Source organism: Phoenicibacter congonensis (assembly GCF_902386915.1).
Classification (GTDB): domain Bacteria; phylum Actinomycetota; class Coriobacteriia; order Coriobacteriales; family Eggerthellaceae; genus Phoenicibacter; species Phoenicibacter congonensis.
In genome coordinates this window covers 665769-683632 of sequence record NZ_LR698997.1, presented here as the reverse complement: position 1 = coordinate 683632, position 17864 = coordinate 665769, and the positions used below count along the sequence as shown (strand labels likewise).

Below are 17864 nucleotides of genomic sequence, written 5' to 3'. Positions count from 1 at the left end.
GGATTATTAGCCTTTCAAAACGTAGTGGAAAGAGAAAAAATAATGAACATTGCTGTGATGGGATGCGGCACCGTCGGTGGTGGCGTAGTGGAGATTATCGACAATCGAATGGATAAAGGCTCAAATTTAAAAGTCACTCGAATTCTCGATAAAATTTTTCGCGAAGGCGACGATCGCTTTACTGACAAAATAGAAGACATCACAGAAGACGACACAATCAATCTTGTTGTTGAGTCAATGGGCGGAATAGAGCCTGCTCACACTTTCATTCTTGATGCGCTAAATGCTGGAAAGCATGTTGTCACTTCAAATAAAGCAGTAGTTTCAAAATATATGAAAGAGTTTGTTGACGCTGCAAATGACAACAATGTTGGGCTTTTTCTCGAAGCTACAGCTGGCGGCGGTGTGCCTTGGATTCACAACCTCATGCGCGTGAAGAGAATCGATCAAATTACGCAATTTTCTGGAATCATCAACGGCACTTCCAACTTCATCATCGACAAAATGGAAAAAGAGAACGCCGATTTTAGTGAAACCCTCAAACTTGCGCAAGAAAAAGGATATGCAGAAGCAAACCCTTCTGCCGACATCGATGGTGACGACGTTAAAGCAAAATCAATGATTAGTGCAAGCATCGCTTTCAGCACGCTTTGCACCGATAAAATCCCAACATCAGGCATTAGAAATTTGACAGCTGAAGACATTGAGGTTTTCAAGGAGCTGGGACTTCGCGTTCGCATGCTAACTAGAGGCCAAATTAAGGGTGATAAATATTTCGTGACAGTCGAACCACAGCTTTGTGAAGAAAACACACTAGAGGCAAACACTCCTGGCTATTTCAACACCGTCTCTCTCACAGGAGAGACAATCGGTGAGCTCAAGTTCTTTGGCGCCGGCGCTGGTGCTTTACCAACTGCAAATGCAATTGTGCAAGACATCATAGACTGCGCAGACGGCAAGCGCCCAGTTTATGACCTGTCGCGTGAGCTTGAATTTGATGAAACCATCATGCCATCGACATATCTGTTCAGGACAAAAGCAGAGCACTCTCTTCCACGCCAAACAATCATGATTCGTCCTGGCTATTTTGAGATTGGTGGGAAGTACCCTGCAGAAGCACACCAAATCGCCGAGAATTTGCTGGTAGAAGACCCAAATAGCTTTATGGCCAGCATTCAGAAGACAGTATAATTTTTGCAAAAAGACTGCCCAAAAGGACGAACAAAAAAATGCTGAAAATTACAAAATTCGGAGGAAGTTCCACAGCAAACTCCGAACAGTTTAAAAAAATCAAGAAAATCATCGAATCTGATGAAGGACGCAAATTCGTTTGCGTGAGTGCTTCAGGCCGCCGTTTTAAGGGCGACAACAAAGTTACAGATTTGTTGTGCCTAGTTGTTGCACATCGCGACTATCATGTTGACTATTCTGCATTGTTAGACGACATTGAAAGTCGCTATCTTGAGATTAAAAACAATCTTGGACTCAAATATCCAGTCGAGGAAAAGTTTTACCTACTTCGTCAGACGATTCCAACAGATTCTGCGCCCTACATCATTTCCCGCGGAGAATGGCTAACCGCTCATCTCATGGCAGAATATTTGGGATTTGAATATCTCGACGCAGCAGAAGCTATCATCTTTCACCATGATGGGACGCTGAATCTAGAAGCAACCAACGAAGCAATTCGCGAGGTTGTTAAGAAATATGACCACTTCGTGATGCCTGGTTTTTATGGCGGAACAACCGATGGACACATTAAGCTGCTCGACCGTGGTGGCGGTGACATCACTGGTTCTTTGATGGCAAGCGCACTTGATGCCGACCTTTATGAAAACTGGACCGATGTTTCGGGTTTTTTGAGTGCCGATCCAAGCATTGTAGAAAACCCCAGAACAATCAAAAAGATTACTTTTGACGAAATGCAAGAGCTTTCCTACATGGGGGCTAGTGTATTACATGAAGAAGCAATCTTCCCTGTTCGCGAAAAAAATATCCCAATTCAAATTAAAAACACGAATGAACCCGAGGCAGAAGGAACAATCATCAGAGAATTGTGGGAACCAGACCCCACTGACCCTCTTGTAACCGGCATTGCTGGGAAAAAAGACTTCTTGAGTGTCTACATCACGAAAACAAAACTCGCAAATTCAGTTGGTTTCCTTCGCTCAGTGCTTTCAACTTTTGAAAAATATGGAGTAAGCATCGAACACATACCAACTGGCATCGACAGTTTCTCTGTTGTCGTAAATGCAAAAGATGTTAAAGACAGCATTTATTCAATCGTTGCAGACATTAAAAAGGAACTTGAACCTGACAAGATTGAAATCAACGAGAATCTAGCTCTAATTTCTGTCGTAGGAAGAAACATGCCATCGAAAATAGGCACATCAGGCAAGTTGTTGGGTGTCGTTGGCGATGCAAAAATCAACGTTCGCATGATTTCTCAGTCCTCGCAGGAACGAACGATTGTGATCGGAGTTGAAAATAGAGACTTCGAGAGATGCGTTCAAGTTATCTATGATGCATTTGTAAACGAAACTAGTTCGGAGTAAAAAATGACTGCTAAAAACGTTTGTGTTCTTGGAGCAACTGGCGCAGTTGGCCAACAAATGATTCAATGCCTTGAAGAGGCAAGTTTTCCCATTGCAAGCCTGAAACTTATCGCAAGTAAAAGCTCAGTTGGAAAAACTGCAAAATTTTTGGGAGAAGACATTGCTCTGCAAGAAGCAAAAGACGGATGCTTTGATGATGTTGACATCGTATTGAGCGCAGTTGAAAACAACATCGCAAAAATTTGGATTCCAAAAGCTGTGAAAGCAGGAGCGGTTGTCGTTGACAACTCTTCAGCATATCGCCTTGACAAAGATGTACCGCTTGTTGTGGCTGAAGTAAACCCACAAGATATTGAACAAAACAATGGCATCATTGCCAACCCGAATTGCGCAACAATCATCGCACTTTTGGCGGTTGCCCCACTGCACAAGCAAGCAACAATCAAAAGGATGATTGTTAGCACCTACCAAGCCGCTTCTGGTGCAGGCATGCCGGGAATCACCGAACTTCTGACACAACAAAAAGCAATCGCGCAAGGAAGTGACGTCCCTGAACCAAAAGCTTTTGTTGATCAACTAGCAATGAACCTCATCCCCGACATTGGTGGCATTGGTGATAACTTCTACACGTCAGAAGAAATGAAAATGCAAAACGAAGGAAGAAAAATTTTGCACCACGAAAACCTTCGTGTTAATTGCACCTGCGTGCGTGTTCCAATAGCTCGTTCTCATTCAGAATCAATCACCGTTGAATTTGAAAACGAGATGACACCTGACATGGCACGCGACATTCTTGCAGACGCAAAAGGTGTTAAGTTGATTGACGATGTCAGAAACGATGACCCAAAGAAACGCTACCCAATGCCACTATACACTTCAGACCAAGATCTCGTTTTTGTTGGCAGAATTCGCGAAGACATTTCTGCATTTGAACCAAACAAATCACTTGCGCTTTGGTGCACAGGAGACCAAATTCGAATTGGCGCTGCAACAAACGCAGTTAAAATAGCGCAACATCTGATTTAGTGATTTTTAAGATATAAAAACAAAAGCCCAGAAATGGGCTTTTTTATGAAAATCTTTGTTGCCTTTTTGGAAGAGATGTAATTAAGAACAAATCACTTTGTTCATTTGGGCATTTAAAAAAACAAAAAGTTCATGTTGCTGCTTTGAATTCCACAACCATAAAAAAAGGATAAATTAGGATTGCATGTTGGAATTCGAAAAAAATTCATGATGATTTATAGAAACTAGAATTATACTTCTAATTATTCTTCTTCAATCTCAATAGAAGAGATTTCCAATTCGCTTCCGTGAACCAGAATTGTCCAATCGCATCCGCATTCTGGACACTTGCGATGAAACATGTCATGCTCCCATTCATGCCCACAATCAGGACAAATCGAAGAAGGCTTCACATATTCAACATTCAGCTTTGCACCATTGGTGAATTCATTATCGTCGGCAAGAATTCTAAAAGAGAACTGTAGTGCATCATCAACGACTTCTTTATATTCGCCAATTCGCAAATTAACGCCAAGAAGCCTTGAGGCATGCTGTTGTTTAGCGTGGCTAACTGCAGTGTCTAAAACGTTTGTAACAATAGAAAGTTCGTGCATGAGCTAGCGCAACCTCACATCACCTAGCAATGCTCATCTCTGCTTCGTCAAGCTCATCAAGCTCTTCTTGCTCCTTTTCGATTCTCTTTTTCAAGACAATTCTCGCTAAAAGCAAACTTGCTTCATAAAGGACGACTAAAGCGCCAAACATCAAAAGCATTGTTATTGGAGAAGAGTCGGGTGTGACCATTGCGCAAATCACAAGAAGAGTTACATAAATGTAGCGCCATGAACTGCGTATTTTTTTGTAAGGCACAATGTTGAAAATGACTAGATAGAAAACCACGAGTGGAATTTCAAAAGCAACACCAAAAGAAAGAAGAAACTTGATGATTATTGAGATGTAGGTAGACATCCTTGGCTCAATCGTTCCAAGTCCCCACGATTGGTCGGTCAGCCAGCCGAATGCTGCATTCAAGATAACACAATAGCAAAACACAACTCCAAAAATGAACAAGGCGCATGCAGCAATAAAAGTTGGCATAAACCATTTGCGCTCATTAGGCTTTAAGGCAGGCAAAAAGAAAGCCAGAATTTGCCAAATTGTTACAGGCGATGTTCCAATGACTGAGAAGAAAAGTGTGATTGTCAAACGCGTTGTAAAAGCCTCGAAAGGATCAAGGGCGTTTAACATTACCGCACCCGAATCGCTTGTCGGCAAAAAATCTCTAACTGGCCAAAGTAGAATCTGTCCCATCGTAGGAGAAGCGATGTAGAAAAAACAAATCGCAACCAACAATGCAACAACTATTCTCACAAGCCTCGCACGAAGCTCGCTTAAGTGGTCAAATAATGACATTTTAGCTGGACCGATAGGCATTATTTATTCATCCCCTTCCCCAGCTTTAGATGAGGGCTCGACTTTTTCTGGATGAGAAGAATCAGCCTGTCTAGACACTACAGACTCAGCTGCTTCTTTTTTCTCAGACGTTTTGAGGGCTTCGCGCACTTTTCTTTTTTCATCATATCTAGCACGCTTTGAAGCGTTAGAATTTTCGTCGGCTAGTTCAGCTTTTTGCTTGTCGCGAGCCGCCCTCAATGCTTCATATGCTGCCTTTTTGTCGCTGAGCTCGTCTTTGCGTTCCTTTAAAGAAGAAGAAGTTTCAGAAGCCACATCCTTGACATCGTCTTTGATGTCTTTTGCGTTGCTAACGACAACGTCTTTCATTTTTTCGGCAGCTTCTAAAGAGCTCTTGAATGGGTCTTCATTTTCAGGGTCCAGGAAATCTTTCCACGACACAGTTTCAGCAGTTTGTTTTTGAATAGCACGGAATTTGCCAATGGCATGGCCAATAGTTTTAGCTATCTTTGGCAATTTGTCAGGTCCAAAGATAAGAAAACCAAAAATTAAGATTATTAAAAACTCTGTAAAGCCAATTCCAAACAAGAGCTACCAGCCTAAAAGCTTAACCCATTCCCAAAACCGACAATGCCACGGCAGGAACTCCGAGAGCAAGGATTAGAATTACACAAATAACAACTGTAAAAATCTTTTTTGTTCGCTCGCTTTTTGCTTTTGCAATTTCTTCACGCTCCTCGGCCTCTCGAGCAGCTTTTTCTTTAGCTTCAATTTGAGCTTTTGACAGCTTTCGCTGACCAACATTTTGTTTCTTTGCTTTTCTGTTTGCCATGATGATATAACCGCCTTAAAGGTTCCTAGAAAAAACAAAACTCAACGAAAAACTAGACTGGCTCAGTGAGCTTTGCTCGCGTAGAACGCACTTTATCGAACAAATCATCATAGTCAACGTCCTGCGTAAATTCTCCGTTCTCATAGAGGATTTTTCCCCCAACCATCGTGAGCATGATGTCGGAAGCCGAACAAGAATTTATGACCGCTGATATTGGATTAAGCTCAATAATCTGAAGCGATTGGGTCAAGTCTACAGCTGTAATGTCTGCCAATTTACCTGGCTCTAAAGTGCCAATTTTGTCATCCATGTGCAAAACTTTAGCACCGCCAAGAGTTCCCATTCTAAGAACAGTCGAAGATCTTAAGAAGTTGTGAACATCGTTTGCTCTGTGAAGAAGAAGGGCAATTCTCATTTCACGAAGCATTCCACTTGCCTCAGACGCAGCAGGAGTGTCAGATCCAAATCCCACCGGAATACCAAGTTGCAAAAATTCGGAAACAGGCGCATGGCCCATTCCAAGTTGAGCTTCACTTCCAGGACATGATGCAATGCCAACACCGTGCGATTTGAGTGTGCGAACATCATCATCGTTGACATGAATTGCATGCACGACACTCACATTGTCAGCGTCGAATGCTCGCCAATTTTTAACATATTCTACAGGACGAACACCAAAAGGAAGCCATGGTGGCGTCTCGACATAGCCTAAACGAACATAATGTTTTTCCGACGATTTAAAGATTGAAGTTCCACGCTCAACGAACTCAAGCTCCTCTACAGAACCCCCAAGACGAAGCTGCAAAGGCAAGTTTTCTTTAGCAGCAAGTTCTGAAGCCTTCGCGTAAACAAGAGGGTGCGTTTCAAAAACAGTAGCAGGAGTGATTCCAACCTGCACAAGGTCGGAATTCGCTTTGTCTTGCCAAGCGTGAATGTCACGAGTAACGTGTTCCATGACAGAATCAACGCGATCTTTGTCAGGAGAGCAAACGTCACGATAAACAACTGCACGAAGGCCTGAATCGTTAACGGCATTAATTGTGCCATCTGTGGAAGCCATGTCAGCAACTGTTGTTGTGCCTGAACGAATAGCCTCAAGGCATCCAATGTGCGCTGAATCATATTTATCGCGCTTTGACATCTTAGAGGAATAGTTCATGTATTTCAACAGCCATGAAGTATATGGTTCATCGGCAACTGTGCCTCTGAGAAGTGTGCGCTCAAGACGTGTGTGAAGGTTCACAAAACCAGGCATGATTGCAGCCTGGCCCAAGTCTTTCACTTCTTCGTTTGGATAATGCTTGATGAGATTAGTGGTGTAGTCAACCTCAACAATTTTGTCACCACGGACCAGAACGCCTGCATCCTCGATTGGTTTTTGAGAGATTGGAAACACATATTTAGCAGTTAAAATCATGTCCTTTATTCTAGCATTAGTAATTGTTCGCGCAATAGTTTTGCAGGGGAATTAAAAAAAACCGAATGACTAAATAGTGAGTCGTTATGCGCAATTTGGCATCTCAGTTAAATTTCTTTAAATAATTTCTAATACTCTTCTGACTATTTCATCGACTGGCGCCAGATGACCAATTCCTGTGACTCCACACGCAAGTCTAGCTACAACTGGCTCAATGATTTCATACCCTCGGTTTTTCAAAGTTTCAAGATTGTGTTGTGTGGCTTCGTTTAAATACATGTGAGTATTCATCGCCGGTGCAATAATTTTTTTGCAATCAGCAGCAAGTGCACATGCGCAAACTGCATCATCGGCCATACCACAAGCGAGCTTGGCAATTGTGTTTGCAGTAGCAGGTGCAATCAAATATGCGCAAGCTCGCGCGGGATAATAGACGTGTGGCGTGGGACTTGTGCTGTCATCAAAAATGTCTATGAGCACGTCTTTTCCTGACCTGCATCTCAAACTTGCAACATTAATAAACTTTAGTGCTGCTGGGGTGGACGCTACTTTTACGCTGAAACCTTTGTTTTTAAGGAGCGTGACAATCTCACAAGCGCTGTGGGCTGACGCCGAGCCACAAACTCCCAGCAAAATTTCTCTTCTTTCACTCATTGCTTCACCAAACCAGAATCGGGCTACCTAGCAATCAAAAAAGCTGCATAATCTCTAGCTAATCTTGAGAATGCAAAGCCGTTTTCCTGCTCTACCAAATTTACCCAATTGTCTTTCCAAATGCTATCGCCATAAAGTGCACCGATGTAGGCTCCAACCAATGAAGCGCAAGCACACGTTTCGTCACCTACGTTCACTGCGTCCACCAAAGCAGCCATTGGGTCATCTTTATGTGCAAGCAAAAGCCCAAGCGCTAAAGGAACAGTTTCTGTAACTTCTGGTCCACAACCAATGATGTCTCGCAACTCTTTTCTTGCTATTAATCTGTCTCTTTTTAGCGATTCGCGACAAGAATAAACTGTTTTTCTTGCAAGACACAAGCGTTTGTGCATTGATGGACCAGGGTAATCCCAGATGTCGTTGAGTAATTCTGCGCGCTTTTCTCCAATTAAAGCGCCATCAATAGCACTGTCGAAACATTGCTCAATGCTATTATTTCTCAAAGCGGCGCTCATTGACAAAGCAACAGAAACCACAGCCGAAATGCTTAAATTATCATCGTGTGAAGAAAGTGCAATTTCAACAGCGTCGGCAACAATCTGACTAACGCTCATGTTCTCAAGCTCACCAAGGCCGGCGACCCAAGCTTTTATAGATCCGTTTGAAGACAATGCATAATAGTGGCCTTTGTAGATTTTTGAGCCCAGTTTTCCAGCAAATGCCCATGGATCAGTGTTGTTTTTATCTTTTATCTGCTCAATTACTGGGCGAGTTGTCATGCCAGCAAATTTGGAATAATCGGTGTCAGCCCATTCTGAAAGAGATTGCAGGGCAACCTCTTTTGACAATTCATCGTTTTCGATTATTGAACTCATCAAAAAGTAAGGAATGGAAAAAGCATCTGTTACCTGACCAATTCTTCTTCCTGCTGAAAAACACTTGTCAGACGGAATTTCAAAATCTGTAACGTCATGTCCATATGCTTGAACAATTGCGCTTTCTGAAAGCCCGTCAGTGGCTGCGGCTAAGGCGTCGCCAATAGCAGAGCCAGAGACAATATCAAAAATTATTTTTTCAATGGCAGAAGTGTCATTGTTGTTTTTGTTATTTATTTTTCCCATGTTATTGCTCCAAGTCAACGCTAATCTCTAGGCCTGTTCAAAATTTTTCTCAACAGTTTGAGTTATATCTTTTGCTAACCCAACTATGTCTAGACCGTTTACGTTTTCCATCGTGTCAATCATTTCAGTAGTAAAAGTGCTCACACCACTGTATGTTCCAGCCAACGCACCAGCTATAGTGCCAACAGTGTCTGTGTCATATCCAGCATTAATAGTTTCTACAATGGTCGGCAAACCAAGGCCACGGCAAGCAATGAAAAAGCCAAACGCCGAAGGCACAGCTTCGCTGATGTGAAGACCTGTTCCAATAGTGTCGGCAATGTCAATGATGACATCGTCTAATGGCTTGTTTGAATAGGCAAGTTCAATTGCTAGTTCAATGCGTTTATAAACGCTAGGACCAGCCGATTCGCCATATTTATCAATGCCAATTTCTTCGCCTTTTTTTGCACCATAAAGACCAGAATTAACGACATCTACTAAATCGGAAGTTTCCTCGCACGCCTTTGACACAGCTGCGCTAATCGCACATGCCCCAGACAAGGCAAGAGAATTTTTGTGTGTTACTTCAGCAACAATAACAGCATCTGTTATCGCTTTGTCAACATTTCCTGCATTAATGAGTCCGATTGGAGCAATTCTCATCGCGGAACCATTTGTCGCCTGACGATTAAGGTTCTTGATTGAATTGCTCTCTGGAATTGACTCACCAGCAAACCTGCGAATTGCCAAACGTGTTGTTGGACCTGCAAATCTGTCGAAGAATTCATGATGCGTGGACCACTCTACAAGTGCTTTTTTAACGCACTCTTCCTCAACTATTCCCCCGTTGTCAATGACAGCACGCGCAACGAAATAGGCAGAAGAAAAGTCATCAGTAAAACCTCCTGGCTCATTGCCTGCCCCAAACGTGTCCGTCGGCGGTTTTTCTAAACAAGTGACCTTATGGCCGAATAATTCCAAAATGTTTTTTCGAGACCGGCCTTCGGTGGCAGCACCCATAGCATCTCCTGCTGCACCCCCAACAAGACCCCCAAGAATCTTGTCATACAATTTTTCGTTCATAAAATCATTACCTTCTCTTTATGTGCAATGTCAATAAACACGTTTAAAAGAAGAAGGGAGATAGACTCACTCAAGCGAGACTAGCCTCCCTTCTAAGTTTTAAACCTCAATCAGTTGATTGTTGTCAAAAACATACAACAAGACTATTTCCAGTCTTCCATGTCGGCAACATTGTCGGCGCTAACAAGATTCATAGGAATGTAGTCAGTGACTGTTCCAACATTCTCGCCTTGTGAAGCACGAATCATAGCAATGGTGCAAGCTCTGCCACCAAGATATGGAGACATTGCTACAGTTGCATCAAGTTTGCCTGCTTTAATAGACTCTTTTGCTTCAGAGGTGAAGTCGTTGCCAACCACAACAACGTTGTCTTTCTTCCCAAGCTCATCAAGTGCCTTGATAACACCCATGGCCATGTCGTCATTGCCGCATGTGATGGCAACAATGTCAGGGTTTGCCTGCATGATTGATTTTGTTGCATCATATGCCTTTTGTTGATCAAAGTCGCACTGCTGAACAGCAACAACTTTCATGCCTGCTTTTTCCATTGCGTTTTTAGCACCATCACGACGTCCATCACTGTTAGTTGCACCTTCTGTGCCTGCGATAATTGCAGCGTTGCCCTTGTTATTACATTTCTTTGCAGCAAATTCGCCAGCCATTGTTCCTTGTTTCATGAAGTCCATCTGCATGGTGCCATCAACAGAAGCATTAGCAGCCTTCATAGCATCTTCGTTTTGAAGTGTGCCATTAAGAATAACTTTCACACCAGCTTTGTTGGCATCAGCAATTCCGTTTACAAGGTTGTTCTCTGAAAGTGGAGACACAGCAAGAGCTTTGTATTTCTTTGAAACCATGGTTTGCATAATGTCGAGCTGACCAGTGTAGTCGGTGTCTTTATCGGTAGCCTGAACGTCAAGAGTTACACCAAATTCTTTAGCTGCGTCCACTGCACCATCTTTTTCTGTCTGCCAGAATTCATTTCCAAGAGAAGAAAGTATGAGGCCATATGTGTCGGAACTGTTGCCCTTAACGTCAGAAGCCTTCATCTTTTCATCAAGATTTGCTCTTGCTTTATTAAATTCAGTCTGTTCTGTTGTGTTTTCTTTTGCCTGGTTTCCACTAGCTTTAGTGTCTGAACTGCTGCTTGAACAGCCTGCCATGAACAATGAGCAGCATAAAAGCAATGCTGCAAGAATTGCCACTATAGATGTTTTCTTTGTTAAACTCACTTTTACTTCCTCCCTAATCAAAACAAAACGCGCATTTTGGATAATTCTTCAAAAATTCAGAATATGTTTTTCCGCTCAACTGCATACCACAAGTGAAAAAGCTAATGTGATTCTTGAAATTTCAAAACATCATCAACAGATGGGGCAGAACGGGCACCTAGTTTCGCGCAACAGATGGCTGCAGATCCATTGCCAAACGCAAGGCAGTCTTGCTTTGACATGTTTGCCGAATAAAAGGAATATATGAGCCCTCCGAGGAAGGCATCGCCCGCACCAGTAGTGTCGACGACATTATCTAATTTATAGGCAGGAGCACGCAAAACTCCCTCATCGCAAGCCCACATTGCACCTTTCGAGCCGAGCGTGCAAATCACTCCATCGCTTGGCTGGTATTTCTCATATATGTGCCTTACGACATCTTCTGTTACAACATGTTCATCCTCTTTTAAGATGGATCGCAAATGTGCATTACCGCCTATGATTACATCGGCAATTGAGAGAGCCTCTTCCATCTCTTCCCTGGTAGTTTTACAAAGCTCCAAAAAATCAAGCGTCGACTGTATGTTAAGCACAACTTTTTTGCCAATTTCATGCGCTTTGATGGCCAAAGGAAGCGAAATAAAGCTTGAGAACATGTCGGTGAAATAAACATCTTTATCATTAAGAATGTCTGCTGGAATTTGCGAAATTTTAAAACCCTCTTTGCACGTGCCAAAATTTGCAAAAATCGTGTGTTCGCCGTTATCAGTCGTAATAACAAATGTGTGCATTGTAACACCACCGGGCTTTACCTGCATATAGTCGGCATTTACACCGTCATCATGCAAAGACTGAATAAAGTCTTTACCCATTTGATCGTCTCCCACAATGCCAACTTGATAGCCACAAACGCCATAGCCACATGCAGAAACAGTGACATTAGCGGAGCTTCCACCTGGCTTACGAGTTTCGTTATATATCAACGCAAATCCATCGGGCGCAGGCAATCCTGAGGCCTGGAATAAAACATCAATCGCAATCGAACCTGATGTGAGCATTTTCATAATTTAAACTTCGCTCCTCTTTCTAATCTCTTTATTTGACACAAGCACTGAGGCTAAAATGATGATGCCTGTAATAATTTCTTGATAGTGAGTTGAAACTCCCATCAATGTAAGTCCAACTTTAATGATTGTCAAAATGAGACATGCAATGCAAGGGCCAGCGATTGTTCCTCGACCTCCATCGAGACCAATACCACCCAAGATTACCGCAGCGATCGCGTCCATTTCGTAGCCTTGTCCTGCTAGCGGTTGCGCTGAATCAAGACGAGCCATAACAATAATGCCCGCAATCGCAGAAAGCACACCAGATAAAACAAAAACAGCAATCTTGTGGCGCGAAGATTTTACTCCAGACCTGTTCAAAGCAACTTCATTGGCACCAAGAAACATTGTGTAGACACCAAATTTAGTTTTTCTCATTACAACATCAGAGACAACAGCCGCAATAATAGCGAGCAAGATTGGCATGTTTAAAAGTCCGCTATAACCAACATCGCCTGCGCCGATAAATGAGAACAACGAGCCAAAACCATAATTAGACTTGCCGTTCATAATTAACAAAATTACCCCACGTAAAGAAGTTGTCGTACACAAAGTGACTATAAAAGAATTGATTTTGAAACGTGAGACAAGCCATCCATTAAACAGACCAATCAAAGCACCTGTAATAATTCCAACTACCAAGCAAATTGGAGCGCCAATGCCTGCTGCAAGCATTTCCGACATGACCATGCCAACAAAACCAATAACAACGCCGACCGAAAGATCAATCTCGCCAGCCGCAATAACAAAAGCCATGCCAATGGTTAAGAAAATGTAGAGTGAACTTTGGTTGAGCACATTTTTAAAGGTAGCCCCTGTCAAGAAATATGGCGACAAAAACGAGAAGATTACTATGATTGCAACCATGACAAGGAGCAAAAAGAGGTTATATGTTTGACGTGACCTTTTTACGCTAGCCCAATAGTTTTTAAGCATTTCCATGTTTATAGCTCCTGCTCAATTCTTTTAGCGCCATCTGCAGTTGTTAAGATCTCAAGCACATTCTTCATTGAGATGTCATAAATACTTTTCTCAACAAGAACGCTTCCGTGTCTCATAACAGCAAGTCTGTCAGCAAATTCAAAAACCTGTGACAAATTGTGGCAAATCAGAACAACAGTCATTCCTTTTTTCGCAAGAGACTTTATGAATTTCAATGTGTGGTCAGACTCAACAACACCCATTGCAGCTGTTGGTTCATCAAAAATAAGTATGTTTCCACCGTGATGGACCAAACGTGCAACAGCCACCCCTTGGCGTTGACCGCCGCTCAAATCTCCAACAATTGCATGAGTGTCAGGAATGTCAACTTCGAGTTCTTTAAGAAGCTTTTTGGATTGTTCGTGCATTTTTTTTGAATCAAGAAACCCGAATTTAGTGAGTTCAGTTCCAATAAAAATGTTTGAGGCAACATCCAGTGAGTTTCCAAGAGATAAATCTTGATAAACAGTCGAAATTCCCGCATTCAATGACTCGGTTACCGTGAGTGAATCATATTCCTTGCCATTGACTTTTATCAAACCAGAATCGGGCTTTAAAACTCCCGATAGAATCTTTATGAGTGTAGACTTCCCCGCACCGTTATCCCCAACAATCGCAAGCACCTCTCCAGGGAACGCTTGCAAATTTGCGTCTACAAGAGCTCTAACGTGATTAAAAGACTTGTGAATGCCCACCAAGTCGACCGTCGGATTAGACGGTTTCTTCGAATCGGAATTCATATATGCTTCTTTCTGCCCAATACACAGAATCTCTTTGGGCAATTTACTCCTATTAAAATGCGCAGAGCTAAAAAAGAAACAACTTCAGGGCAAGCGCCCACATCTCTTTTGCAGGAATATACTGCAAGTGCAGAACAAATTTTGCAGTTTAACCTTGTTCATATATATTTTATGACTGTTAAGAAATGCGGTCAAACTTTCCGGCAAACGGACGAGGTGTATTCCAAACGAATAGCACATGCGCAAACTGCATCATCGGCCATACCACAAGCGAGCTTGGCAATTGTGTTTCCAGTAGCAGGTGCAATCAAATAAGGCGCAAGCTCGCGCGGGATAATAGACGTGTGGCGTGGCACTCATTCCTTGTTGTATGATTGCTTCATAATTCTGTCGCTACTTTGCTGAGTTTTGTTCGTGCGAAACAAAATATAATGTTGTTGATGGGTCGCAACAAAACTCTCGACATACTAAAAATTGTATCTTTTGCAGGCGTAGTCTATCTTCACATGGCAACGCCAACAACGAGCATCGAGTGGCTGTTTAATTGCTTGTCAAGAATTGGAGTTCCCATCTTTTTTGCGGTCTCGGGGTTCTTTTCCTACAATTCAAACGCGAAGAAAATCTTAAAAAGACTGAAAAAAATATTAGTACTGTTTGCAGTCTCTCTTTGTTTTTATTTGCTCATCTCAATCCTCAACATTTGGGGCGGATCCGATGCATTCTTCGCAAACTTAAATAGTAAAAGCACCTACATTAATTTCATTCTTTTCAATCAAACTGGAGCTGTTGGCCACTTGTGGTTTTTGCCAGCACTCGTCTATGTTTATGCAATAGTTCTTGTGACGAAGAAACTCAAGATTTCGAACAAGGCGTTTTATGCGATTTCAATTTTGCTTTTTGCATTCATGTTTATCACAAAAGAACTTCTTGGATTGTTTGAACCAGATGTCCCCTATTTCAGAACATGGCTCTTCATGGGAATCCCCTGTTTCTCACTAGGTCTTTTTGTTCGGGAAAACGAGGAAAAGTTTAAAAAGAAGAAAACGCCAGGTTTAACAATCGGCTCGCTCGTTGCCGCGCTTCTATCTTACGGAGAATGTCTGCTGTTTGGCTGGCAGGAAATCTATGCGTCGACATATGTCCTTGTGTTTTGTTTGTTCGTGCTTGCAATAAAATATCCAGCGTCTCAAACCGACAACCCATCAGCGCAAAAACTTTTTGCAGCTGCTGCAAAAATTGGAAACCAACCAATAATGATTGCATATGTCATTCATCTCGCCGTTAGGGACTGGGTCATGGCATGCATGGGAAGAAGCATTGCAACTGCAAGCGAATGCGCCCAGTCTTTAATTACATCGCCTCGTTTGGAGCTCTGGTTTTTAACCCTGGTCGTCTCGATATTACTTGGTGTTGTTTCAAGCGCACTAATCAAATCTCTCAGAAAGAACGAATGTGAGAACCAACAGGGAAGCCTAAACGACTATCCAGCGGAAAAAAATTCAGCAGAATTATACTCAGCTAAAAACACAAGTCGTTATTCTCACGAGGTTGCAACCTGCAAGCGTTGCTTCACTCTAAGGTTAATTATTTGCACGTTAGCTTTGTCGGCATATGTCTCAATAGTTTTTGTGCTTGGTTATCAACTAGACACAAATTCAGCAGTTGAGTGGCGACTTTTAACCGTTGCTAAAATCATTTCCGCCATGATTTTAGTTTCTCCAATTTGTTTGTTTGTCCTAAAACCAAAAAAGCATGTTATTGAAGGATGGGCAGAAAACTCAAATGTCAAACACGCTTTTAAGGACAATGAAAGTACAGAGCGCAAAGCAAATAGCGAGCATTTCGCTCCAAGCGAAACTGTAAAGGGAAGACACTCAAGCAATTACAAGTCAACAAAAGAGATTGCAAAAGGCAAAAACGGATGCTTGAAACCAACCAGAAGATTGAAGATAATCACAGTTTTTATTCTTGCAGTTCCTCAATTCATGATGTTCTTAATCATGTTTCCTGGACTTTATGCCTACGACGGCGGGAACCACGTGTTACAGTTCTTGAATTCCATCGTGCCTTTGAGAACACAATATTCAGTTCTGTATTCCGCGTTGCTTGGCACTTGCATAAACATTGGAAAATCCGTTGCCTCAACTGGTCTTGGACTTTCAATTGCAATGATAATTCAAGCGTCTTTCAGCATTTATGCACTGTATAAGTTGTGCATTTTCGTTCTGGACAGATCAAAAAGTTTTGTCTTTTTCGTTGCAACACTTTTGTTCTCTGCGTTGTTCCCCTTTGCATTAATCACACGCATTTCAACTTGTCAAGATGTGCTCTTTGGCACTTTCTTTTTGCTAGCACTAATTGAGCTAACCAAGCTTGGGAGCAAAATCACCAATAATGAGACTATAACTGCCAAAAACATGCTTCCACTTTGTGTCTGGTGCGTACTCATGATGCTGATGCGAAACAACGGAGCATATGCATTTCTGGTCATGATTGTGTTGGCAATTCCCTATCTTGTGAGGCACAAACAGAAAAAACTGCTTGCTGCAGGGTTAATTTCAATTGCGGCCTTCTATGCGATATCAGGGCCATTCTTCTCAGCACTTGGGGTTTCAGGCTCAAAAGTGACGATTCGTGAGATGTCATCAATCCCGTCTCAGCAAATGGCCAGGGCTCTTGAAGAACACCCTGAGCGCTTTAATGATGACGAAATTTTAATCTATATACAGGCCTACAACACCGAAGCATATGGCTATGCACCAACTGATTGCTCATGGTATTGGGGGCAAAGTGAGATCTCTGATGTTGCAAAGGATAGGCTGAACCAAAACTATGTCAAAAACGATTTGGGAAAATATCTCAAGCTTTATGTGTCGATTGGCCTAAAATGCCCGAAATCATATGTTGATGCGTTTCTGATGAATTCACTTGGCTTTTGGTATCCAGCCAAAAACTACCCCGACCCTCGAATGTATCATCCCTATGTTGAATATCAAACATCAACAGGAACAAACATTAACCCCAACTACATTGACATTCCTCGCACTAGTCTGATCCCTGCCATTGACAACAAAATTGCAGAATGGTTCAAATCGACTAGCTGGAATGACATCCCAATCCTCTCAATTGGAGTTAAAAGCGGGTTTTATTTCATGCTTTTTGTCACTTGCATGATGGCGGCAATCTGTAGGAAAAGAGGAGACCTAACGCTTCCGATTCTCTTGACTTTAGGTTTGATTGTGACCTACTTTTTATCACCAGTGTGTTTGTTTAGATACATATATCCACTCGTAATCTCAATTCCACTGTTTTTTCTAGTTTTCACAAATAAATCTCACTAACTAGAATCTTGGTTTGAGCTCACAGGAAAATCATCTCAATTTTGCCCATAAAGACCGCAAAGGCAGTCAAATAAGGACCTCAGACTTTAAGATAGCGCCGCAAAGCGAGTCAGCTTAAATCCATCTAACTGATGGGCTGAACCACAAAAATCAACAAAGAAGAATAGAAAAAAATAGAATTAGCCACAAAACAAAGTTGCATTTTAATCTGGAAATGGTCGTTAATTTGCACACTTAGCTGTCGGCGCAAACCCCAGCATCAAGATGATGTTTAATCCATGAAATGGTTGCGACTTGCACAGAAAAAAAAGCACCCCGAAGGGTGCCAAGGGTGACTGATGCTCTTTAAACTTCGCAATGCAAATAATGACTAACCAATTTTTCGGCCCTTATACACCCACTAACCTTTAACTAAAGATCCTT

Annotated in this window: 17 protein-coding genes; 4 read left to right on the top strand and 13 right to left on the bottom strand. The window is 42.2% G+C overall.

Going from position 1 to position 17864, the window contains the following annotated elements; translation table 11 throughout:
* Nucleotides 1–24 precede the first annotated feature (24 nt).
* Genes FXZ76_RS02905 through FXZ76_RS02895 form a run of 3 tightly spaced genes read left to right on the top strand, consistent with a single transcriptional unit; the run spans nt 25 to nt 3581 of the window.
* Nucleotides 25–1191, top strand: a complete 1167-nt coding sequence (locus FXZ76_RS02905; protein ID WP_162273043.1) for a homoserine dehydrogenase — start codon at nt 25–27, stop codon at nt 1189–1191.
* A 38-nt stretch (nt 1192–1229) separates the two neighbouring features.
* Nucleotides 1230–2555, top strand: coding sequence for an aspartate kinase (locus FXZ76_RS02900; RefSeq protein ID WP_079535690.1), 1326 nt, complete (start codon nt 1230–1232; stop codon nt 2553–2555).
* A 3-nt stretch (nt 2556–2558) separates the two neighbouring features.
* On the top strand, nt 2559–3581 hold the full coding sequence (locus FXZ76_RS02895; protein ID WP_079535689.1) for an aspartate-semialdehyde dehydrogenase: 1023 nt from the start codon (nt 2559–2561) through the stop codon (nt 3579–3581).
* A 242-nt stretch (nt 3582–3823) separates the two neighbouring features.
* Here FXZ76_RS02895 and hypA read toward each other — a convergent pair whose 3' ends face one another.
* The 13 genes from hypA to FXZ76_RS02830 form a co-directional block, all read right to left on the bottom strand.
* Nucleotides 3824–4174 (bottom strand): hydrogenase maturation nickel metallochaperone HypA, encoded by a 351-nt coding sequence (hypA, locus tag FXZ76_RS02890; RefSeq protein ID WP_079535688.1) that lies wholly within the window; start codon nt 4172–4174, stop codon nt 3824–3826.
* Nucleotides 4175–4193: 19 nt separating this feature from the next.
* Nucleotides 4194–4994, bottom strand: a complete 801-nt coding sequence (gene tatC, locus FXZ76_RS02885) for a twin-arginine translocase subunit TatC (RefSeq protein ID WP_079535687.1) — start codon at nt 4992–4994, stop codon at nt 4194–4196.
* 3 nt (nt 4995–4997) lie between these two features.
* Nucleotides 4998–5561, bottom strand: coding sequence for a Sec-independent protein translocase subunit TatA/TatB (locus FXZ76_RS02880; RefSeq protein WP_079535686.1), 564 nt, complete (start codon nt 5559–5561; stop codon nt 4998–5000).
* Between the two features lie 19 nt (nt 5562–5580).
* A complete protein-coding gene (locus FXZ76_RS02875; RefSeq protein WP_079535685.1) occupies nt 5581–5805 on the bottom strand; it encodes a hypothetical protein in 225 nt (74 codons plus the stop codon).
* A gap of 52 nt (nt 5806–5857) precedes the next feature.
* The gene (locus FXZ76_RS02870; RefSeq protein WP_079535684.1) at nt 5858–7222 is read right to left on the bottom strand and encodes an amidohydrolase family protein; all 1365 of its coding nucleotides are present in this window, start codon (nt 7220–7222) and stop codon (nt 5858–5860) included.
* Nucleotides 7223–7339: 117 nt separating this feature from the next.
* On the bottom strand, nt 7340–7876 hold the full coding sequence (locus tag FXZ76_RS02865) for a flavoprotein (RefSeq protein ID WP_079535683.1): 537 nt from the start codon (nt 7874–7876) through the stop codon (nt 7340–7342).
* Nucleotides 7877–7899: 23 nt separating this feature from the next.
* Nucleotides 7900–8997: an ADP-ribosylglycohydrolase family protein gene (locus FXZ76_RS02860; RefSeq protein ID WP_079535682.1), complete on the bottom strand. Its 1098-nt coding sequence runs from the start codon at nt 8995–8997 to the stop codon at nt 7900–7902.
* Nucleotides 8998–9024: 27 nt separating this feature from the next.
* Nucleotides 9025–10062 carry an ADP-ribosylglycohydrolase family protein gene (locus FXZ76_RS02855; protein ID WP_197682092.1) on the bottom strand — a complete coding sequence of 346 codons (1038 nt, stop codon included), beginning with the start codon at nt 10060–10062 and terminating at the stop codon, nt 9025–9027.
* Nucleotides 10063–10205: 143 nt separating this feature from the next.
* Nucleotides 10206–11294, bottom strand: coding sequence for a substrate-binding domain-containing protein (locus tag FXZ76_RS02850; protein WP_197682091.1), 1089 nt, complete (start codon nt 11292–11294; stop codon nt 10206–10208).
* Between the two features lie 101 nt (nt 11295–11395).
* A complete protein-coding gene (locus tag FXZ76_RS02845; RefSeq protein ID WP_079535681.1) occupies nt 11396–12337 on the bottom strand; it encodes a carbohydrate kinase family protein in 942 nt (313 codons plus the stop codon).
* Between the two features lie 3 nt (nt 12338–12340).
* Complete coding sequence (locus FXZ76_RS02840; protein WP_197682090.1) at nt 12341–13321, bottom strand: ABC transporter permease; 981 nt, start codon at nt 13319–13321, stop codon at nt 12341–12343.
* Between the two features lie 2 nt (nt 13322–13323).
* Nucleotides 13324–14142: an ATP-binding cassette domain-containing protein gene (locus FXZ76_RS02835; protein ID WP_197682089.1), complete on the bottom strand. Its 819-nt coding sequence runs from the start codon at nt 14140–14142 to the stop codon at nt 13324–13326.
* A gap of 149 nt (nt 14143–14291) precedes the next feature.
* Nucleotides 14292–14456 carry a flavoprotein gene (locus FXZ76_RS02830; protein ID WP_079535680.1) on the bottom strand — a complete coding sequence of 55 codons (165 nt, stop codon included), beginning with the start codon at nt 14454–14456 and terminating at the stop codon, nt 14292–14294.
* An 84-nt stretch (nt 14457–14540) separates the two neighbouring features.
* Between FXZ76_RS02830 and FXZ76_RS02825 the strand changes: the two genes are divergently transcribed.
* Complete coding sequence (locus tag FXZ76_RS02825) at nt 14541–17441, top strand: DUF6020 family protein (protein ID WP_157887280.1); 2901 nt, start codon at nt 14541–14543, stop codon at nt 17439–17441.
* The last annotated feature ends 423 nt before the right edge of the window (nt 17442–17864 follow it).

What these genes read in the sequence shown, in the direction of transcription:
- FXZ76_RS02895 (WP_079535689.1), top strand. Translation starts at nt 2,559, where the DNA reads ATGACTGCTAAAAACGTTTGTGTTCTTGGAGCAACTGGCGCAGTTGGC.
- FXZ76_RS02845 (WP_079535681.1), bottom strand. Translation starts at nt 12,337, where the DNA reads ATGAAAATGCTCACATCAGGTTCGATTGCGATTGATGTTTTATTCCAG.
- FXZ76_RS02855 (WP_197682092.1), bottom strand. Translation starts at nt 10,062, where the DNA reads ATGAACGAAAAATTGTATGACAAGATTCTTGGGGGTCTTGTTGGGGGT.
- FXZ76_RS02900 (WP_079535690.1), top strand. Translation starts at nt 1,230, where the DNA reads ATGCTGAAAATTACAAAATTCGGAGGAAGTTCCACAGCAAACTCCGAA.
- FXZ76_RS02875 (WP_079535685.1), bottom strand. Translation starts at nt 5,805, where the DNA reads ATGGCAAACAGAAAAGCAAAGAAACAAAATGTTGGTCAGCGAAAGCTG.
- tatC (WP_079535687.1), bottom strand. Translation starts at nt 4,994, where the DNA reads ATGCCTATCGGTCCAGCTAAAATGTCATTATTTGACCACTTAAGCGAG.
- hypA (WP_079535688.1), bottom strand. Translation starts at nt 4,174, where the DNA reads ATGCACGAACTTTCTATTGTTACAAACGTTTTAGACACTGCAGTTAGC.
- FXZ76_RS02840 (WP_197682090.1), bottom strand. Translation starts at nt 13,321, where the DNA reads ATGGAAATGCTTAAAAACTATTGGGCTAGCGTAAAAAGGTCACGTCAA.
- FXZ76_RS02825 (WP_157887280.1), top strand. Translation starts at nt 14,541, where the DNA reads ATGGGTCGCAACAAAACTCTCGACATACTAAAAATTGTATCTTTTGCA.
- FXZ76_RS02860 (WP_079535682.1), bottom strand. Translation starts at nt 8,997, where the DNA reads ATGGGAAAAATAAATAACAAAAACAACAATGACACTTCTGCCATTGAA.
- FXZ76_RS02865 (WP_079535683.1), bottom strand. Translation starts at nt 7,876, where the DNA reads ATGAGTGAAAGAAGAGAAATTTTGCTGGGAGTTTGTGGCTCGGCGTCA.
- FXZ76_RS02870 (WP_079535684.1), bottom strand. Translation starts at nt 7,222, where the DNA reads ATGATTTTAACTGCTAAATATGTGTTTCCAATCTCTCAAAAACCAATC.